The 20276-nt window shown below is 71.1% G+C and carries 15 protein-coding genes; 7 read left to right on the forward strand and 8 right to left on the reverse strand.

The window, feature by feature from the left end; genetic code table 11:
- Positions 1–43 precede the first annotated feature (43 nt).
- Positions 44–799, reverse strand: coding sequence for a succinate dehydrogenase cytochrome b subunit (locus tag ABZ857_RS15295; protein ID WP_357043190.1), 756 nt, complete (start codon positions 797–799; stop codon positions 44–46).
- 237 nt (positions 800–1036) lie between these two features.
- On the opposite strand from ABZ857_RS15295, the gene ABZ857_RS15300 reads away from it, so the two are divergent.
- From ABZ857_RS15300 to ABZ857_RS15330, 7 genes are all read left to right on the forward strand, one after another.
- Positions 1037–1963, forward strand: coding sequence for a LysR family transcriptional regulator (locus ABZ857_RS15300; protein WP_357043192.1), 927 nt, complete (start codon positions 1037–1039; stop codon positions 1961–1963).
- An 83-nt stretch (positions 1964–2046) separates the two neighbouring features.
- Entirely contained in the window at positions 2047–3207 is a 1161-nt protein-coding gene (locus ABZ857_RS15305; RefSeq protein WP_357043194.1) for a fused response regulator/phosphatase, read from the forward strand.
- Positions 3204–4775: an ATP-binding protein gene (locus ABZ857_RS15310; protein WP_357043196.1), complete on the forward strand. Its 1572-nt coding sequence runs from the start codon at positions 3204–3206 to the stop codon at positions 4773–4775. Before ABZ857_RS15305 ends, ABZ857_RS15310 begins: the two co-directional genes overlap by 4 nt.
- Before the next feature lie 6 nt (positions 4776–4781).
- Entirely contained in the window at positions 4782–5219 is a 438-nt protein-coding gene (locus ABZ857_RS15315; protein WP_357043198.1) for a response regulator, read from the forward strand.
- A gap of 147 nt (positions 5220–5366) precedes the next feature.
- Positions 5367–6170, forward strand: a complete 804-nt coding sequence (locus ABZ857_RS15320) for a hypothetical protein (RefSeq protein ID WP_357043200.1) — start codon at positions 5367–5369, stop codon at positions 6168–6170.
- A gap of 9 nt (positions 6171–6179) precedes the next feature.
- Positions 6180–8066, forward strand: a complete 1887-nt coding sequence (locus ABZ857_RS15325; protein ID WP_357043202.1) for a fumarate reductase/succinate dehydrogenase flavoprotein subunit — start codon at positions 6180–6182, stop codon at positions 8064–8066.
- Positions 8066–8818, forward strand: coding sequence for a succinate dehydrogenase/fumarate reductase iron-sulfur subunit (locus ABZ857_RS15330; RefSeq protein ID WP_357043204.1), 753 nt, complete (start codon positions 8066–8068; stop codon positions 8816–8818). Before ABZ857_RS15325 ends, ABZ857_RS15330 begins: the two co-directional genes overlap by 1 nt.
- A gap of 90 nt (positions 8819–8908) precedes the next feature.
- On the opposite strand, the gene ABZ857_RS15335 is transcribed toward ABZ857_RS15330, so the two are convergent.
- The 7 genes from ABZ857_RS15335 to ABZ857_RS15365 form a co-directional block, all read right to left on the reverse strand.
- A complete protein-coding gene (locus ABZ857_RS15335; RefSeq protein ID WP_357043206.1) occupies positions 8909–9907 on the reverse strand; it encodes a hypothetical protein in 999 nt (332 codons plus the stop codon).
- Positions 9908–10000: 93 nt separating this feature from the next.
- Positions 10001–10414, reverse strand: coding sequence for a (deoxy)nucleoside triphosphate pyrophosphohydrolase (locus ABZ857_RS15340; RefSeq protein WP_357043208.1), 414 nt, complete (start codon positions 10412–10414; stop codon positions 10001–10003).
- The gene (locus tag ABZ857_RS15345) at positions 10411–11571 is read right to left on the reverse strand and encodes a bifunctional lytic transglycosylase/C40 family peptidase (RefSeq protein WP_357043210.1); all 1161 of its coding nucleotides are present in this window, start codon (positions 11569–11571) and stop codon (positions 10411–10413) included. The genes ABZ857_RS15340 and ABZ857_RS15345 overlap by 4 nt, the downstream gene beginning before the upstream one ends.
- Complete coding sequence (locus ABZ857_RS15350) at positions 11568–12218, reverse strand: hypothetical protein (protein ID WP_357043212.1); 651 nt, start codon at positions 12216–12218, stop codon at positions 11568–11570. The genes ABZ857_RS15345 and ABZ857_RS15350 overlap by 4 nt, the downstream gene beginning before the upstream one ends.
- Before the next feature lie 7 nt (positions 12219–12225).
- Positions 12226–14796, reverse strand: coding sequence for a type IV secretion system protein (locus tag ABZ857_RS15355; protein ID WP_357043214.1), 2571 nt, complete (start codon positions 14794–14796; stop codon positions 12226–12228).
- A complete protein-coding gene (locus ABZ857_RS15360) occupies positions 14793–17270 on the reverse strand; it encodes an ATP-binding protein (protein WP_357043216.1) in 2478 nt (825 codons plus the stop codon). The genes ABZ857_RS15355 and ABZ857_RS15360 overlap by 4 nt, the downstream gene beginning before the upstream one ends.
- Positions 17271–17300: 30 nt before the next feature.
- Positions 17301–20267 carry a TcpE family conjugal transfer membrane protein gene (locus ABZ857_RS15365; RefSeq protein WP_357043218.1) on the reverse strand — a complete coding sequence of 989 codons (2967 nt, stop codon included), beginning with the start codon at positions 20265–20267 and terminating at the stop codon, positions 17301–17303.
- Positions 20268–20276: the final 9 nt, after the last annotated feature.

The raw sequence follows: 20276 nt of genomic DNA on the forward strand, positions 1-20276 counted from the left end.
TTCTCCTGCTGAACGTTCTCCTGCTGGGCGCGGCGGCGGAACTTCACTTGACCACTCCGATCATGACGCAGATGGGCGCGGCGACGAATCCGAGCACCAGCACCGCGGAGACCGCGACGGCGCCCGTCTGCAGCGCGCGGCGGACGCGGGGGCGGCGGGTCAGGCCGAGCGACTGGAACGCGCTCCACAGGCCGTGGCGCAGGTGCAGGCCGACCATCACCATGGCGACCAGGTAGAACAGCGTCACCCACCAGCGGTCGGGCTGGAAGCCGGCGACCATCCGGGCGAACGGCGTGGCGTCGCCGCCCTCGGGGTTCACCGTGCCGAAGGTCATGTCCAGCAGGTGCCAGATCACGAACAGCAGGATGATCACGCCGCCGTACCGCATGGTGTGCGTGGCGTACCCGTTGGCCTGCGACTTCCGCTTGGCCGCGTACTTGACGGGCCGCGCCTTGGCCGCCCGGCGGGCGAGCGACACGGCCGCCCACATGTGCAGCACGACGCAGAGCGCGAGCACGATCTCGGTGATCGTCAACACGGTCCGGTTCGGCAGCGCGGGCGAGCCCACGGTGCGCAACCAGTCGGCATAGTGGTTGAAGGAGTCGGCACCCAGGAAGATCTTGAGGTTGCCCAGCATGTGAGCGATCAGGAAGAGCACGAGAACGGCGCCCGTGACGGCCATGACGGCCTTCCTGCCGGCCGAGGTGCCGAGCAGGCCGCGGCGGGCAGGCGTACGCGGCGCGGGGGTGCGAGGTGCGTTATGTGTGGGAACCGGCGCGGTCGCCGAACCTCTGTCCACGGAAGCAGAGTCCACAGAGTGGTCAACAGTGGCAGTCACGAATGCACACGCTAGGTTGGTGTTTTTCAGACGTCCAAGTCATGACAGTTCTGGTTTCGATAGCCCCCGGCTATGCGCTCTGTCCCGTACGGTTTCCAAGGGTCGAAGGTCCCGAGGGTGTGCGACGAAACTCACACCGCCTTCACACCCGGGGGGCGCATCGAGCCGGTTTCGGCGATAGCCCTAGGCTATTGAGCTGTGCAGCTCCAGCAACTGGCCTACTTCATGGCCGTGGCCGAGACGCGGCACTTCACCCAGGCCGCCGAGCGGATGCGGGTCGCGCAGCCGTCGCTGAGCAAGCAGATCAAGAGCCTGGAAACCGAGCTGGGAGCTCCCCTGTTCAGCCGGGCCCGGGGCAACGTCACGCTCACCCCCGCGGGTGAGGCGCTGCTCCCGCTCGCCCGCCGCATGCTCGCCGACGCCGAGACCGCCCGGCGCGAGGTCGCCGAGCTGGCGGGGCTGCGGCGGGGGCGGGTGCGCCTCGGCGCGACCCCGTCGCTGTGCGCCGGGCTGCTGGCCGACGCGCTGGCCCGCTTCCACCATGCCTACCCGGGGGTGGAGCTGCGGGTCGAGGAGGGCGGGTCCCGCGACCTCGTCCGCGATCTCGCCCGGGGCCAGCTCGACCTGGCCCTGATCATCCTGCCGCTGCAGAGCAGCGACCCGTCCCTGGTGACCCAGGAGATCCTGCGCGAGAACCTCGTCGTGGCCTCCGCGTCGGCCCCCGGGCGCAGGTCGTACATGCGGATCGAGGACCTGCGCGGACGGCCCATGGTCATGTTCCGCAGGGGCTACGACGTGCGCGAGGCGACGCTGGCGGCCTGCCGGCAGGCGGGGTTCGAGCCGCGCTTCGCGGTGGAGGGCGGGGAGATGGACGCGGTGCTGCGGTTCGTCGAGGCGGGGCTGGGCATCGCGGTGGTGCCCTCGATGGTGCTGGAGAACCGGCCGAGGCTGACGGGCACGCCTCTGCTGCCCGGGCTGCGCCGTACGGTCGCCCTCGCCCACCGCAAAGACGTGGAGCCGACTCGGGCGGCGCAGGCCTTCCGTGGGACGCTGTTGTCGTTCCTCGGCGAGGCCGCACGTGACGGGACGCTTCCCCCGGGAATAGAGGCGCTCGTTGACGTGTGAGCCCTAACCGAGCGGTTCCCAGACGATAGGTTTGTGCACACGATGCTGCACGACGATGATGCCGACGCTGACGAGAGGCGTTCGTGACCCCGGTCTCCCCTGATCTGCCCGATCCGCTCACCCTCCTGCTGATCGAGGACGACGCCGGCGACGCGTTTCTCGTCGAGGAGTTGCTGGCGGGCGCCGAGAGGCCACCGAAGATCACCTGGGCGCGGACGCTCGCCGAGGGACGCGCGCGGCTCACCGACGACGTGCAGTGCGTGCTCGTCGACCTCTCCCTTCCCGACGCCTCCGGGCTGGAGGCGCTGCAGCAGGTCCTCGCCATGGCCACGGACACGGCGGTGCTCGTCCTCACCGGGCTCGGAGACGCGCACGTCGGCATCGAGGCGGTCGCCGCCGGAGCGCAGGACTTCCTGGTCAAGCAGGACGTCGACGCCCGGCTGCTGATCCGCGCCATCCGGTACGCCATCGAGCGCAAGCGCGCCGATCTCGCCATGCGCGAACTGCTGCAGGAACGCATCGTCAGCAAGGAGAACTCCCGGCTCGAACGCGGCCTGCTGCCCGTCCCCCTGCTCGACCCCACGCTCCTCCACCACCAGGCCCGCTACCTTCCGGGACGTTCGGGCGGACTGCTGGCCGGCGACTTCTGGGACACCGTGCAGACGCCGGACGGAGCGGTGCACGTGCTGATCGGCGACGTGTGCGGGCACGGGCCCGACGAGGCCGCCCTCGGCACGGCGCTGCGCATCGCCTGGCGCACGCTGGTGCTGGCCGGGCAGACCGGCAACGACGTGCTGCGCACGCTCGACATGCTGCTGCGGCACGAGCGCAAGTCGCCGGAGATCTTCACCACGATGTGCACCGCGACCATCGCCCCCGACCTGACCACCGCCCGCCTGCACGTGATCGGCCACCCGCCGCCGCTGCTGCTGCGCGACGGCGTGCTCGGCGTGGTCACCGAGACGCCGTCAGGACCGCCGCTCGGGATCTTCCCGGACATCGAGTGGACGCCCATCGACGTCACCCTGGGCGAGCGGTGGTCGCTGCTGCTCTACACCGACGGGCTGATCGAGGCCACCGTCGGCGAGAACCGTGACCTGCTGGGCACCGAGGGTCTCGCGAACCTGATCCGCGCCCAGGCGGGGATCGACCTCGACCGCATCATCGCCAGTCTCGACGGCGCCATGCACGACGACGTCGCGGCCGTGCTCGTGTCCCGCGTGTCCCGTGGTGACGACAAATGAGCTCCCCGGCCCCGCTGCCCCCGCTGGCGCCGCCCGAGCGGGGCTCCCGCCTGCCGGTCAGCCGGTGGTTCGTGCTCGCCGGGGCCGGTGTCCTGCTCATCTTCGTGATCGCGGTCAGCGCCATCCTGCTCGCGCTCTCCTCGACGCACGAGGCCCGGCAGACCCTCGTCGACGCGGTCGACCCCGCCGCCCTGGAGACGCTGCGGGTAGCCCGCGCGGTGCAGGCGCAGGAGGGCGCGATCCGCGGATACGGGCTCACCGGCGAGCAGCAGTATCTCGACACCTACCGCCAGGGGGTCGCCGAGGAGCGGTCGGCGACGGACGCGATCGCCAGGCTCGTCCCCCGGTTGCCGCAGGGGTACGGCGTCCCCGGCCAGATCCGCGCGATCACCGACGCCACGGCCGCGTGGCGGCGCGACTACGCCGAGCCCGTGGTCACGCGGACCCTCAAGAGCGGCCCGGGCCCGCTCACCGACCTGGCCAAGAGCAACCTCCAGCGGTTCTCGGCGGTCCGGAGCGCGCTCGACACGCAGCAGGCCCTGCTCGGCCGGTTGCACGACGTCGCCAGGGACCGGCTCTACTCCGGCTGGAACACCATCTATGTGGCGGTCGCGGCGCTGGCCGGCGCGATGGTGCTGGCGATCGTGTTCTGCGCGCTGATCGTGCGCCGCGCGGTCGTGGGCCCGATCGCGGAGCTGACCCGGCAGGTCCGGGCGGTGGCCGCGGGCGACTTCGACCACGAGCTCGGGGTCGAGCGGCCGGCCGAGCTGTGGGAGCTGTCGGGCCACGTCGACGGGATGCGCCGCCGGATCATGACCGAGTGGCAGTCGTCCGTCGAGGCCCGCCAGCAGCTCGCCGAGCAGACCGAGGAGCTCAAGCGCTCCAACCGGGAGCTGGAGCAGTTCGCCTACGTGGCCAGCCACGACCTGCAGGAGCCGCTGCGCAAGGTGGCGAGCTTCACCCAGATGCTGGAGCAGCGCTACGCCGACCGGCTCGACGACCGCGCCCGGCAGTACATCGGCTTCGCGGTCGACGGCGCCCGCCGCATGCAGTTGCTCATCAACGACCTGCTCGACTTCTCGCGGGTGGGCCGGGTCGGCGGTGAACCGGAGGAGATGGACACGGGCGACGCGCTGGCCGGCGCCCTGCGCAACCTCGACGCCCGGCTGTCGGAGACCGGCGCGACGGTCACCCACGACGACCTGCCCAAGGTCGTCGGCAACCGCACGCTGCTGACCCAGCTCTTCCAGAACCTCGTCAGCAACGCGCTCAAGTTCCGCTCCGAGGAGCCTCCCCGCGTCCACATCGGCGTACGGCGGGACGGCGACATGTGGGAGTTCAGCTGCTCGGACAACGGGATCGGCGTCGAGCCGAAGTACGCCGACCGCATCTTCCTCATCTTCCAGCGCCTGCACCCGAGGGACGTCTATCCGGGGACGGGCATCGGACTGGCCCTGTGCCGCAAAATCGTCGAATATCATGGCGGCCGGATCTGGCTCGACACGAACGAGGACGCCGGAGCCACGTTCCGCTGGACCCTGCCGGCCCTGGGAGACCCAGATGAGTGAGCGCAGATGAGTGAGTTCCGCCCGATCGAGGTCCTCCTGGTCGAGGACGACCCGGGCGACGTGCTGCTCTGCCAGGAGGCGTTCTCCTACAACAAGGTCGGCAACAACCTCCGGGTGGTCAACGACGGCGAGCAGGCGCTGGCCTTCCTGCGCGGCGAGGGGCAGTACGCCTCGGCGCCCCGGCCCGACCTGGTGCTGCTCGACCTCAACCTGCCCCGCGTCAACGGTTTCGAGGTGCTGGAGGAGGTCAAGAAGGACCCCTCGCTGCGGACCATCCCCGTTGTGATCCTCACCACATCGGAGGCCGAGCAGGATATCCTGCGGGGATATAACCTGCACGCGAACGCCTACATCACCAAACCCGTGGATTTCGACCAGTTCACCCGGGTAGTACGGCAGATCGACGAATTCTTCGTGACCGTCGTCAAACTGCCGGGGAAGTGACCGAGATCACATCGAGGAGGAGTGACCCTCCTCACACTTCGTGATGTGCTCGTCGTAATGTGTGCCCCACCAATAACGCGCACGGCCTGAGCAGTACGGCGCGGTCGCTCCGGCGTGCGCGGAGTCAGTGAGGGTGGAAGGTCTCCGATGACCCAGACAACGGCCGAGAGCGCGGCAAGGAAACAACGCGCGCAGATCCGGGTGCGCACGCTTCGAACCGATCGATGGTGGCTGGCTCCGGCGCTCACGTTCGCCGGACTCTTCTTGTTCTTGATTTACGGCTTCTGGGCGATGTTCGACAGAAGCGTGCTCGCCGGATCGTACATCGCCCCCTTCTCGTCGCCCTGCTTGGCGGCGACGTCCTGTCCGGAAGGGGCCCGTCTGTTCGGGTTCGCTCCGTTCGGCGACTGGTACACCCTGCCGCCGGGGCTGCTGATCCTCGCCTTCCCCGGTGGATTCCGGCTCACCTGCTACTACTACCGCAAGTCGTACTACCGCTCGTGGTGGCTCTCGCCGCCGGCGTGCGCCGTGGCCGAACCGCACGGCAAGTACACCGGCGAGACGCGCCTGCCGCTGATCCTGCAGAACGTCCACCGCTACTTCTTCTACTTCGCCGCGATCATCGGTCTGATCCTGACGTACGACGCGGTGTTGTCCTTCCGCGACGCGAACGGCAACTGGGGGCACATCGGCCTCGGCACGATCATCCTCGTGGTGAACGCGATCCTGGTCCTCTGCTACACGTTCGGCTGCCATTCCTGCCGCCACATCACCGCCGGGCGCCTGAACCACTTCTCCAGGCACCCGCTGCGCTACAAGGCGTGGACCCTGGTCTCGAAGCTCAACGCCAGGCACCAGCAGTTCGCCTGGGCGTCGATGGTCTCGATCGTGATCGCCGACCTGTACGTCCGGCTCGTCGCCAAGGGCGTCATCAACTTCCCGTTCGCATAAGGATTTCAAGTGGAGCGTCACGAATACGACGTCGTCGTCATCGGAGCCGGTGGAGCGGGGCTCCGCGCGGCGATCGAGGCGCGGCAGCAGGGCAAGCGGACGGCCATCGTCTGCAAGTCGCTGTTCGGCAAGGCCCACACGGTCATGGCCGAGGGCGGCGCCGCCGCCGCGATGGGCAACGTCAACCCGAACGACAACTGGATGGTGCACTTCCGCGACACCATGCGCGGGGGCAAGTTCCTCAACAACTGGCGCATGGCGGAGCTGCACGCCAAGGAGGCCCCGGACCGCGTCTGGGAACTGGAGGCCTGGGGCGCGCTGTTCGACCGCACCAAGGACGGCAAGATCAGCCAGCGCAACTTCGGCGGCCACGAGTACCCGCGCCTCGCGCACGTCGGCGACCGTACCGGCCTGGAGCTGATCCGCACCCTCCAGCAGCGTGTCGTCGCCCTCCAGCAGGAGGACGAGAAGCTGCACGGCGACCCCGAGGCGTACATCAAGGTCTTCGCCGAGTGCACGATCACCCGGCTGCTGAAGGATGGGGACGCGATCTCCGGGGCCTTCGGCTACTGGCGCGAGACGGGCGACTTCATCGTCTTCGACGCCCCCGCCGTGGTGCTGGCCACCGGCGGCATCGGAAAGTCGTACGTCGTCACGTCGAACTCCTGGGAGTACACCGGTGACGGGCACGCGCTGGCCCTGCTCGCCGGCGCGAAGCTCATCAACATGGAGTTCATCCAGTTCCACCCGACGGGCATGGTCTGGCCCCCGTCGGTGCGCGGCATCCTGGTGACGGAGTCGGTGCGCGGCGACGGCGGCGTCCTGCGCAACTCCGAGGGCCGCCGCTTCATGTTCGACTACATCCCGGACGTGTTCAAGGACAAGTACGCCACGACCGAGGAGGAGGCGGACCGCTGGTACGACGACCAGGCCAACAACCGCCGTCCGCCGGAGCTGCTGCCCCGTGACGAGGTGGCCAGGGCGATCAACGCCGAGGTGAAGGCCGGGCGCGGCTCACCGCAGGGCGGCGTGTTCCTCGACGTGTCCACCCGCCTGCCCGCCGCCGAGATCACCAGGCGGCTGCCGTCGATGCACCACCAGTTCAAGGAGCTGGCGGACGTCGACATCACCAAGGAGCCCATGCAGGTCGGCCCGACCTGCCACTACATCATGGGCGGCGTCGAGGTGGACGCCGACACCGGCGCGGCGTCGGTCCCCGGCCTGTTCGCGGCCGGCGAGGTCTCCGGCGGCATGCACGGCTCGAACCGCCTCGGCGGCAACTCGCTGTCCGACCTGCTGGTGTTCGGCCGCCGGGCCGGCGCCGGAGCCGCGGCGTACGTGGACGGGCTGCCCAAGCGGCCCACCGTGACCGGCGTCGAGGAGGCCAAGGCCGAGGCCCTGGCCCCGCTGGAGCGGACCGGCGGGGAGAACCCGTACGAGGTCCACCACGAGCTGCAGCGCACGATGAACGACCTGGTCGGCATCATCCGCAAGTCCGAGGAGATCAGCGAGGCCCTCGAGGGCATCGAGAAGCTCAAGGAGCGGGCCAAGAACACCGCCTCCTCGGGCAGCCGGATCTACAACCCCGGCTGGCACCTCGCGCTCGACCTGCGCAACATGCTGCTGGTCAGCGAGTGCGTGGCGAAGGCCGCGCTCATGCGGGAGGAGAGCCGTGGCGGCCACACCCGCGACGACTTCCCCGGCATGTCGGCGCAGTGGCGGCGCAAGCTGCTGGTCTGCTCCGCCGAGCCGGACGGCACGTCCATCACGGTCGAGGAGAGGGCCCAGCCGTCCATGCGGGGCGACCTCATCAGCCTGTTCGAGCGCTCCGAGCTGGAGAAGTACCTCACCGAGGAAGAGCTGGCGGAATACGACGCCGCGGTCAAGGAGTCGTGATGGGATACAAGGCGAAGTTCCGCGTCTGGCGCGGTGAGGGCGGCGAGGGCCGCCTGGAGGACTTCACCGTCGAGGTGAACGAGGGCGAGGTCGTCCTCGACGTCATCCACCGGCTCCAGGCCACGCAGGCCCCCGACCTCGCGGTGCGCTGGAACTGCAAGGCCGGCAAGTGCGGCTCCTGCTCGATGGAGATCAACGGCAAGCCCCGGCTCGGCTGCATGACCCGGATGTCCACCTTCGAGGAGAGCGAGACCATCACGGTCACGCCGCTGCGGACGTTCCCGGTCATCAAGGACCTGGTGACGGACGTGTCGTTCAACTACCAGAAGGCCCGCGAGGTCCCGTCGTTCACGCCGCCCGCCGACGTGAAGCCGGGCGAGTACCGCATGCAGCAGGTCGACGTCGAGCGCTCGCAGGAGTTCCGCAAGTGCATCGAGTGCTTCATGTGCCAGAACGTCTGCCACGTGATCCGCGACCATGACGAGAACAAGCCGGCCTTCTCCGGCCCGCGATACTTCATCCGGATCGCCGAGCTCGACATGCACCCGTACGACGTGGCGGAGCGCAAGGAACCGGCGCAGGAGGAGCACGGCCTCGGCTACTGCAACATCACCAAGTGCTGCACCGAGGTCTGCCCGGAGCACATCAAGATCACCGACAACGCGATCATCCCGATGAAGGAGCGCGTGGTCGACCGGAAGTACGACCCGCTGGTCTGGCTGGGCTCGAAGATCTTCAAGCGCCAGCGCTGAGCCCCCGGAAGAGGCGCCGATCGGTCCGTCCGATCGGCGCCTTCCTGTTTGTCAGCGCTGTTTGTCAGCGCTGTTCCTCAGCACTGTTCGTCAGCGCTGGGCGCCGGGGTCCTCGCCGACCGCCTGGCTCCAGGGGTCGGCCCCGCCCTGCTGCTGCGCCTGCTGCTGCTGAGCCTGCTGAGCCTGCTGAGCCTGCGCCTGCTGAGCCTGCATCTGGGCGGGGTCGGCCACCGGGTACCCGTACGGCTGGGCGTAGCCGTACGGTGCCGGGTAGCCGTAGGGCTGCTGCTGCGGATAGCCCACGGTGTAGGTCTGGACGGGCACGAAGCCGACCATCGGAGCGTAGCCGGGGGTGGCCGCCGGGTAGGCCGCCGCCTCGGGAGCCGGCGTACGCGCCGCGGCCGGGCCTCCCCGCCGTACGGCGGCGGCGTGCGCCATCCTCCGCAGCCGGCCCTCGAAGACCAGCCAGGCGATCAGCGCGACGCCCACGAGCACCGCCGCGGGGATCGCGAGCCGGTGGGCCAGCGTCGGCTTGTCATACTCGGGGGACGCGTTGCGGATCTCGATCGGCACCGTCTCGGGATCGGGCTGCTCGAACGAAACGCCCGTGCTGGGGGTCTGCTGCGCCACGTCCGGCGTCGGCGACGACGCGGGAGGCAGGACCACCTGCCCGTTGTCTTCAGGAGTCGGACTGGGATCCGTGACGGTGGTGTCGGTCAGCGGGGGAAACGTCTGCGTGGACTGCGCCGGCGGGTCCTGCTCCGTCGTGGACGCGGGGGGAGCGGTCGTCGTCGTGGCCGGCTTGGGCGTCCTGGTCTTGGTCTGCTTCGGCGTCGGTGTGATGGTGACGGTCTTGGTCACCACGGGCTCGGCGCTGGGGCTCGCATTCGCGGTGGAGGTGGAGGCCGGTGGCGTCTGAGTCACCGTAACCGTGACGACGGCGCACTGGGGGTCCTGAACGGGGTCACACGGCTCCACCGGGTCGGCGCTGGCGCCGATCACCGGGCCCACGGCCAGGATCGCCAGCGTGGCGATGGCCACGGACGCGACAGCCGAGGACGCGGCTCTCATGTATGCGCGTCCGATCACCGTTCGCCTCCCGTCGGCCCGGCTTTGAGGTCAGAACTGATTGTAGTTTGGTACAAGCGGGAGCAAAGCCCGATCTTGCGAACGATTCGGCGACTATCCGTCCCCGCTCGGCAACAGCTTCTCGATCTCGGCGACGATCGGCAGGTCCGCGGGAAGCCAGGAGACGTCGTACAACTCGTGCGGCTCCAGCCAGCGCAGCGCGAGGTGCTCCAGCGGGCGGGGCACGCCCGCGACGACGGTGGCGAGCCACACACGCATCACGTAGCCACCGGGGGAAGCACTGTGCAGGGGCCAGTCCCCGCCGACGCGCTGTCCGAGGACGACCTGGACGCCGAGCTCTTCCGCGCACTCGCGCACCAGCGCCGCGCGCTCGTCCTCTCCCGGCTCGACCTTCCCGCCGGGGAACTCCCAGCCGCCGCGCATCTCCGGCGGTCCGGACCGCTGGGCGGCCAGGAGGCGGCCGCCCTCGACGATCGCGGCTCCGACGACGAGCCGTGTTCCCGTCACGTCTGCGCCCGCTTCAGTTGCGCGATGACGGTCTCGTTCTCCAGCGGCCGGGTGAAGCCCACGATGTTCGGCCGGTCGCGGTACGTCGTGACCTTGATGGGCCCGCACAGCGTGCACCGCGCCTCGATCATCTTGCCGGGTGACACGATCATGCCGACATGCCCCGGATTGTCCTTTGATGTGCCCGGACCGGCGTTGAAGAAGACGAGGTCGCCGGGCTGCTCCCGGCCCTCCTCGATCTTGACGCCGAAGGGCCACTGGCCGAAGGTCGTGCGGGGAATGGTCAGACCCGCGTTCCGGTAGGCCATGTAGATGATCCCCGAGCAGTCGAAGGCGTCCGGGCCCGTGCCGCCCCACCGGTACGGCTTGCCCCGCTGCGCCAGAGCGTACTCGAGGATCTTCCGTACGACGTCGTCGGGGGCGCTGTCGACGTAGCCGGAGTCGCAGGCCGGGTCGGCCTCGGGCGGCACGCCGATGTCCCCCGTCGCCGCGTAGCGCTTGGCGATCTCCAGCACCTGGTCGACGTACCAGGTGGCCCGGTTGTAGACGAAGATCGCCCTTCTGAGGTCGTCGGGCGCGCCGTTGCGCTTGAGCATCTTGGCCGCGCCGAGGATGGCGTCCGCCGGGTTGTAGACGTCGCCGTAGCCGTCCCCGTCGCCGTCGGAGGCGTAGCCGTTGATGCCCGGCTCGATCTTCATCTTGGCCTGGCCGCCCCAGGTGCTGATGAGGAACTGCATCGGCCCGGCGGCCCCCGCGTAGTTGGTGCCGCCGCGCACCCCCGGCAGCGTCGAGCGGCCGTGGTTCGTCTCCCGCTTGCCGATGGCGGCGAGGACGTTCCACTGCACACCGATCTGCTTGCCGAACTTCTTGTAGAGCTCCAGGTAGTCGGCCGGGATGTCGCCCTGGGCCGTCTGCGAGACGTCGGCGGCGTCCCCGGCGGCGGTCCCCGTGGCCGCCTCGGCGCAGTTCTCGGCCGCGCCGCCGCCGAACAGGATCGACGGGCTGGGGGTCATCAGGATGATCGAGCCGAGCAGCGTGGCCGGGACGATCACGACGAGGGCCACGGCGATCGTCCGCCAGTCCCGTCCCGCCGACGCGAGCCTGCGCGCGACGCGCGCCGAGGCGCCGGGCGGAGTGATGCGCGGCGGGGCGGTCACGGCGAGGTGTCCCCGTCCTGACCGGCGTCGGCCAGTTGCAGGTCGTACACCCGCCAGTCGGTCCCCGCCTTGACCACGGTCACGGCGAACTGCTCGGGCACGTCCTTCTGGCCGTTCTTGTCCGTCACGTGGCGGACCGAGTCGACGACGAACACCACCTGGCTGGCCGTCATGTCGCGGATCGTCGCCACCTTCGCCGACCCCTTGGACGTCACCTGGTCGGCCTCGTTCTGGTCCACCACCGCGGGGTCGGTGACGGTCCTGGTGAGCTGGCCGGCGAACTCGTCGGTCGCGAACCGCGTCAGCCGACCGGCGCGCGCCTCCGGCTTCTCACCGGGAGAGAAGGTGCCGTACGCCTCGGTGAAGCGGCGTGCCAGGTCGGCCGCCGCGCCGATCTCCTCCCGCGACAGCGGCAGGTACGCGTACACGTCGAAGGCGCCGGGAGTCGTGGCCACCGGGCTGGGCTCCCGGGCCGCGGCCGTCGCCCGCGAGGTGGCCACGACGGACTGCTCCCTCGTCTGCTCGTCGCCCCCGGTGGAGGAACCCGACGGCGGGCTCATCGTGAGGTAGACGCCGACGGCGGCGAGCACCACGACGGCCGCCGCGAAGGCGAGGCCCTTCCCCCGATCGCTGTTCCGGCTTCTCATGATCCTGTCAGTCGCCCGAGTCGCCGTCGGCGGGCCTGGCCCAGAAGGGGGTGGGCGCGTCGCCGTCGCGGCGCGTGCTCTCTCCCCTGCTCGGCAGCCAGAGCGGGGGCGGCTCGGCCGAACGGGGACGGCTGGAGGACGAGCCGGCGGACGAACCGGAGTCACGCGGCGGGGCGGGCCGGGAACGGCCGCCGTCGCCCCGCCGGGACGAACCGCCGAACAGACCACCAGACGAACCGCCGGACGACCTGTTGGACGACCCGCCGGAGCCGCCGAACAGGCCACCCGAGCCGCCCGACCTGCTCGACCCGCCCGACGAGCCGCGCGAACCGCCGAAGAGCCCGCCCGAGCTCCCGCCGGACGACCTGCTGGACGACCTGCTGGAGGATGGCCGGGAGGCCCAGCCACCACCGGACCTGCCGCCGAACCAGCCGCCACCGGAACCACCGCTGGAACCACCGCTGGAACCACTGCTGGAACCACTGCTCGATCCACTGCTCTGACGGCCGCGGGACGGTGCGGGCTGTGCGGCGGCGGACGGCGCGGGCACGGCGGAGGCGCCGGTGACCCGCTGCGGCGGGGCCGCCGGGCTTCCGCCGGACGACGCCGCGGCGGACGCGGCCTGGACGGCGGAGGACATGCCCGGGCCGGACGGCATGGACGCCCGTACGGACCCGGCGGGCCGCACCCCCGACAGGTTGAGCGGCGGGGCCGTTCCCGGACGTGAGGCCGCGACCCCGGCCTTGCGGCGACCGGCCCCCTGCGCATCGGCGTCGAGCGGCGCGGGTTGCGCCCCCGCTCGCGCTCCGGCCTGGGCGGGAACGTTGCCCGCGCCCTCCTCGCCGCGCACCCGGCCCTGCGCCACACCCGCCGCGGCGGCCGCCGCCGTGCCCGCGCCGGTCGCCATGGCGGCCGCGCTGATGACCGGCTCGGCCTTGCGCAGGCCCCACCGGGCCGCCCGGGCCGCCGCGACCGGCGGCAGCGCGTTGGCCGCCCGCGAGAGGGTCGGCGCGGTGGCGGCCTCGCCGAGCATCCGGGTGGTGATCGTGTGCCCGTCCATCGAGGCGAACAGGTGCTGGAACGGCCGTCTGTAGAAGAAGACCGCGATCGTCAGCAGCGCCATGAACAGGATCTGCATGCCCCAGGGCAGGTTGGTCGAAATGATCAGCGCGTAGCCGTACACGAGCACGCCCAGCACCAGGGCCAGCACCGCCTGGCGCAACAGGGTGCCGACCAGCATCTCCACCCAGCGCATGGCGATGATGCGGCCGGAGCCCGGATGCACGCCGATCAGCAGGAAGATCGGCCCGAGCATCAGCAGCAGCAGGAACCCGACCTTCAGGACGAGCAGCGACACCGCGACGAGGAAGATGAGCAGACCGGCGACCATCGCCGCGATGAACGCGCCGATCGCGATGCCCAGGCGGCTGGTCCAGTCCTTGCCCTGGAACAGGAAGTACGCCGGGGTGCTCTGCATCGGCTTGGCGACCTCCTCCTCCCACCGCTTCTGGTGCTCGTCGGTGCTCGGGACCTGACCAGCCGCCTGTTCCTTGGCGTCGATCGCCTGGAGGTTCAGGGTCTTCGGGCCCAGGCCCTTCACGAGACCGGAGTTGGGGTCGGCCGTGCCGAACTCGCCCATCAGCCACGGCTTGCAGACCAGGATCGACCACAGCGCGTCGGCGTTCTGCGCGACGCCTGGCGTGCCCTGGCGGCCGTAGCCGCCCGCCGTGGGCGCGCTCGGCACCTCGCCCGGCGCGGTCTCCGCCATCGGCAGGCAGGACGCGCCGCCCGCCCCCGGCAGTCCGGAGAACGCCGAGTTCACGATCTCGCCGGTCTTGTCGGTCACGGTCTTGCCGAGGCTGGTGAAGTCACCGGGGCGGCTGAAGAACCAGATCGCGACCGTGACCGCGAGGACCATCCAGATGACGCCCTCGGTGGTCGTCGTCGCCCGCTTGCGGATCAGGCCGTACCACGCCAGCCAGATCGCGCCGAGGATGACGATCGGCCGCAGGTAGGGCCAGTACATCGCGTTGGCGAGGTTGGTGACGATCTCGTCGGCGACTTCCTTGATGGGCTGCAGCGGGCCCTCGGTGGCCGCCGCCTGGTAGGTGCTGATCGTCAGCCGGTCGACGGCCTTGGCCCACGAGAAGACCGTGTTGGCCCACGCGTTGCCGAGCACGGCCGTGACGTCGGAGCACCCGAGGTCGTAGGTGTGCCAGAACTGGCCGGCCATGCCGTACCGCTCGTAGTTGGTCGCCGGCTCCTTCGGCGCGGTGTCCGCCTGTGCCTGCCCCTGTGCCTGCCCCTGCGCCGAACTCTTGGTGGTGGCCGCCGCCTCGTCCCCGGTCGCCGGGGGCTGGACCAGCCCGTCGACGCCGCCGCCCACGATCTCGGGGGCCAGGGCCGGCGACAGGTCACAGGGCCCGACCGCGCTCGCCGTGCCGGTGGGGAAGACCAGCGGCAGCGTCACGAACGCCGCGAACGCGACGAACAGCAGCGCCAGACTCCGGCGAAGCCGCCTGCCGCGTCTGGCACCCTCCCTTGTGCGACCCTTCGGACCGTTCCTGCGCACGCTCACGATCGCACCTCCTGCGCGACCCCCGACCGACCGGAGCCCCCGTCAAGAAGATCATGCACGTTCTCGTTGGGTTTGTCGTGTGTCGGATTGGTGTCAAGCCAGCGCAGCAGTTCCTCCGAAATAAGGTCCACCCCGATACGGCCGGCCCGGCCGTCCAGATCCCGGAAGACGCACTCACCGTTGCCCAGGGAGCGCAGCACCCCCTTGTGCTCCTCCGACGGGTCCACGCCGAGGAGCTCCATCACGTGCTCGACCTCCACGCGTTCCGTCGAACGGAACGCGAATACCGACGACAGACAGTTGGTCACCTGCTCGTTGAGCAGGTCACCGGCGTTCTGCGAGACCAGGACGAGCGCCGTGTTGCGCGAGCGGCCCATCCTGGAGACCTCCGGCACGAGCTTGGCGCCCTCGGGCGTGGACGTGATCGCCCACGCCTCGTCGAGGAAGATCGCCTTCGGTGTGCGCCGGTCGAGCCCGTTCATCAGGCGGCGCGCGAACTGCGACACCAGGTAGAGCAGCGCGACCGACAGGCGCTGCTCGTAGGAGTAGTCGTCCCTGACCGTCATCACGTCGGGCAGCGTGAGGCCGCCCAGCGTGAACACGGTCGTCCAGCCCTCGGTGTCGATCTGCTCGCCGCCCGAGGCGTCGAAGCACAGCCGGGCCAGGTGCATCTCCGACATCGACCGCAGCACGGCGCCGAGGTTCTTGGACGCCGGGTCGGTGGACTGCTCCAGGTGGTCGACCACCTTGCCCAGCGAGGGGTCGGGCTCGTTGGAGACCGCGGCGACCGCCTGGATCATGGCGGACTCGCGCTCCTCCGACATCCTCGGCAGCAGCAGCCGCAGAGTCTCGGTCGCCATGGTCTTCTTCGTCGCGATGTCGTCGCCGAACGAGAACGGGTCGAGCAGGCCCGGCGCGGCCGACCCCAGCGGGATGACCCGCGCCTTGCGGCCCCGGTTGCGCAGCAGCCGTACGAGCGACTCGGCGTCGCCCTTGGGGTCGATGACCGCGATCGTGACGCCGCGCAACGCCATCTGGTAGATCAACAGCAGCGCGAGCGTGGTCTTGCCGCCGCCCGGCTCACCGGTGATCGCGATGGCCGTCGGGCGGTTGCGCGCCGCCGCGACGAGCGGGTCGAAGTGCACGATGCTGCGCGCGCGCCCCAGGGTCTCCCCGACGTACGGCCCGATCCACCCGGCGTTCGACTCGTCCACCCGATCGCCGAGTTCGACGGTCGCGGTGGCCATGCCGCCCGCGATCGTGCGCAGCGGCTGCCGCTGGGCGTACGCGTTGACCCGCAGCCGCTCCCCCGGCAGGGCCTCGCAGAACAGCGAGAACTGGTCGCCGGTGGAGTTGACGACGTCGATGCCGAGGTCTCGATAGTGCTCCACGACGGCCTCGACCCGCTGGACGCACATCTCCTCGGTCGGCGCGCTCACGCTCAGCCGGTGCCAGCCGTACACGAACGGCAGCCGCTCCTTGGTGATGCCGTGCTCCAGCATGCGGGCGGCGTCGATCTGCTCGGCCAGCGCGAGCGGCGCCTCCGCGCCCGCCTCGCGGATGTGAATGTCCATGTCGCGGGCGTGGGCCAGCTTGCGCGCGACGTCCTTGCTCGCCCTGACCGGGGGGATCAGCCGCATCCGGCTGGAGACCTCCACCGGGAACGGCAACTGGTCGGCGAAGTGCAGCCACGGCTCGCCGTCGGGGAACGGCATGAGGTCAGGGAACCGGGCGAACGACAGGTGCGCGGTGTAGGAGTCTCCGGCCGGCTGCACGATACGCAGCAGCGACCTGCCGTTGTGGATCTGCCCCTCGACCAGCGCCTCGATCTCGCCCTTGCCCCACCTGCGGCGCGGCGTGGCCGAGGGCAGCGGCTCGCCGAGGCCACCCGCCGCCGCGTGCTGGAACAGCCAGGCGATCTCCGTGGAGGTGGCGTGGCGGGCGTACAGGGCGCTGGAGGCCAGGGCCCGGCCGAGCCGCTCGGCGGCCTCGGTCCACCGGGCGATCTCCTTGTCCGGCACGTGGTCGTCCTCGATGCCGAGCGCCTTCTCGCTGCGCTGGTAGAAGCCGAAGAGCTGGGCCAGCACGCCGGTGCCGAGCTGCGCGCCGCGCGGCCCGAGCCGTACGCCGAGGTAGACCTCCTTGCTCCAGAAGTCCTTGGCCCAGACGTGGCGGTACATCTCCTCCAGATACTCCCGCCAGCCCGGGCCCTCGTCGGAGGTCGAGTTGAGCGCCATCGCCCACTCCGCGGCCGGGTAGGCCCGGTGCGCGATCCGCAGGTGCACCTCGGCGTCGGGCATCCTGATCGCGGCCAGCGCGATCGTGATGTTGGTGGCCAGCGCCTCGCGCTCCTCGGGGGTGAGGAACTCGTAGCTCACCGTCGGCAGCCGGAAGTAGGCCCAGGCCGCCGAGTCGGTGAGGAGAACGCGATCGTCGAAGTAACGCACCGCGAGGCGACTGCGCGCCCTGCTCATCGACCTCTCACCAGCTTCCTCGCTCGCCCCTCATCTGGCCACCTCCTGCTTGGCCTGGACAGCCGCCAGGCCGCTCACGATCACACCCGCAAGCGCAACGTACGCCCTGCGGCCGCCCATTCGGAGATGATTGACGTCGACCGGCCCCGGCCGCCCGGGAGCCAGCTCGTCCTCCCAGGGCACCCGGACGATCGCCCGGCAGCGGCCGCTGGCCACCGCCTCGGCCTGCTCCACGTCGGGCAGGCTGCGGCGGCTCACGCCGTTGATCACCATCACGGCGCGGCGCCGCAGGTCGGAGCAGCCGTGCCCGTCGAGCCACTCGTAGGTCATCGCCACCGCCTCGGAGGCGTCCTCGCTCGCGGGGGCGACCAGCACGAGCTGGTCGGCGTACGGCAGGAGCCGGGCCGCCAGCGCGGCCGCGGGGTCGATCACGGTGAGCCGGTAGTGCCGGTCGAGCGCGGCGAGCGTCCTGCGCCAGTCGGCCAGGAACGCGCGTTCCGCCAGGCGCTGCGTCACCCGGTCGTCGGTGTCCGCCCCGACGACCTCCAGTCCCGATTCGCAGCGCGTCGTGTACGCCCGCATCCCGAGGTAGCCGGTCACCTCTTCCGAGCTCTCGATGAGCGAGCTCAGCGTCTCGGGGGACTCGGCGGCGATCCTCGTCGTGAGCGTGTCCTCTCCGGTGTTCGCGTCGAGCGCGAGCACGCGGTCCTCGCGGTAGCGGGCCAGTGTGTGGCCCAGCATTAACGCCGTGGTCGTCTGTCCGGCGCCGCCCGTGCAGCCGAGCACCATGATCCGCTTGCTCGTGGAGAGCGGGATGCGGGTCCGGGCCTCGTCGATCTCCATGCCGTCCGTACGGCTGCCGCCCACGACGACCTGTGCCAGCCGCCGCCAGCCGCCCGAGGTGTCACGCCCGACGACGGCCTCGACGCGGCGCAGCCGCGGCGGCTCCTCGTGCGCCGGCCTGCCGGGGGCGGTCCTTCCCGTGGCGGGCAGCGGCGGCCGGGCGGGCCCGGCCGGACCGGCAGGGCCGACCGCACGGGGCCCCGCGGGCACGGCCCGGATCGACACCCCGGCCGGACCAGCGGGAGGCGGCGTCACGTCCCCCTTGCCCGTGGGCACGCTCGGCTCCGCGGGCATGCCGGGCCCGGCCGGTGCGGTCGACGCGCCCGGGACGCGGGCACCGGCGCTCTCGTACGGCCGGGACCCCGGCGCGTGCGTCCCCGTCCGCGCGGCGTGCGCGCCGATCCAGGTGGGCGCGCCCGGGACGGCCGCTCCCTCCGCTCCCTCCGCTCCCTCTGCGGAAGCGTCGGCCGCCGGTGGGTGCTCTGTCGCGGCGTCCGCCGAAGGAGCCTCTGCACCCGCCCAAGGAGCCTCTGCGACCGCCCGAGGAGCCACCGCGTCCGCCGGAGAAGTCTCTGCGCCCGCCGAAGGAGCCGCCGCGGAGGCGGCCTCCATCGCGGCCCGCCCGGCCGTCACGCTCTCGTCCGTCCGCGTGTCCCCCGTGGCCGCGGGCACCTCGCTCGCCGCCTCTCCCCATGCGCCTCCCGGCACGCGGGGGCGCACGAGCCGCGGCGGACGGCCCTTGCGATGCTGCTCAAGGGCCTCGGCGTCCCGCTGCGCCGGGTATCCCTTCGCTGTGTTTCCCTTCGCCGTGTTTCCCTGTGCGGGGTGGCCCAGGCCATCGGAGCTGTCGGCGGGCTCCTGAGGCGCGGACGGCGCCTCGGGCAGTTCGCCGGGAGCCTGCTCGTACTCGGCCGTGCCGGGCTGAGCCCCGGCGTTCTCGTCGGCGTTCTCGTCGACGTTCTCGTGGGCATCCGGGCGAGCGGCCTCGGGCCGCTGCGGCGCCCCCGCGGTGTCGGCGGGAAGAACCGGATCGGGGACACTCCGGTCGCCCGTACCCTCCCCGGGGTCCTCCCCTGTGCCCTCCCCGCCGGCCTCGGCGTCGTGAGCACGCTCGTCGTGAGGACGTTCCTCGTGCGCGGGCTCTCCCGCGGCCGGCTCGCCCGGCACCATGAAGGAAGTCACACCCGACGGCCGTACGGCGCGGGGTTCGGCCGAGGCGGCGAGCCGCCGCAGGCGGCGCAGCGTCTCGGTGCCGATGGGCGGGACGGCGGGCGCCTCCTCCTCGGCCTCGGCGGGGGGCGCCGGCTGCACAGAGCCCAGCTCATGGCCCTCATGGCCCTCATGGCTTTCGTAGCCCGCCGGGGCCTCGTGTGGGCCGTGTTCCTCGTGGCTGTGTTCCTCGTGGCTGTGTCCCTCATGCGGGTCGCGCTCGCGATCCGGGCCGGTGACGTGGCCGACCTGCGGGGGCGCGGGGGGCACGGGGGGCACGGGGGGCACGGACGGTTCCGTAAGGTAGAAGACGCGCTCACCGGCGGCGCCGGCCCGGGCGGCGGCACTGCTGCGGGAGGGGGTGGCGGGGGTGTCGGTGACCGGCGCGGCGGCGGCCGCCGCGGCGGCCACGGCCGGGCGTACGACACGTGAGGGATCCACCTGGTGCGCGCCCACTCGGGCGGCAGTCCCCGAGGCCCGACGTACGCCGGTCCTGGAGACCTTCGGGACGGGCACCTTGACCGAGACCGCGCGGCGCGCCTTGCGGGCCGCCCTGCCGTGCGCCGCCGCGGCCGGCGGCGTGGTCCGCCAGACGCGCGCCGTGAAGGCGATCTCGTCCGGCTCGTCGAAGGGGGCCATGCGGCACCATGTCCGGGGCTCGCTCATGTAGCGGAGCTGCGACTGGAGCAGCTCGGTGAGGCGCTTGCTCTCGATGACGGGGCGGGTGGACAGCCAGGTGAGCACGCCCGGGGGAACCAGATAGATGACGTGCCACGGTGCCGCGAACGGCAGCCCGATCAGGTAGAGGAAGACCCACCACGGCACGGAGACACCCACGAACACACCGATCCAGACGACCGGAAGCGGCATTGGCAGCCGTAGGTCGTACAGCTTGTACAGCCGCTTCTCAATGCGCCAGATATTGGTATATGTGGGCAGATCCACCCCGAACCT

The organism is Microbispora sp. NPDC046933 (assembly GCF_040644635.1).
In the GTDB taxonomy this organism is placed as follows: Bacteria; Actinomycetota; Actinomycetes; order Streptosporangiales; family Streptosporangiaceae; genus Microbispora.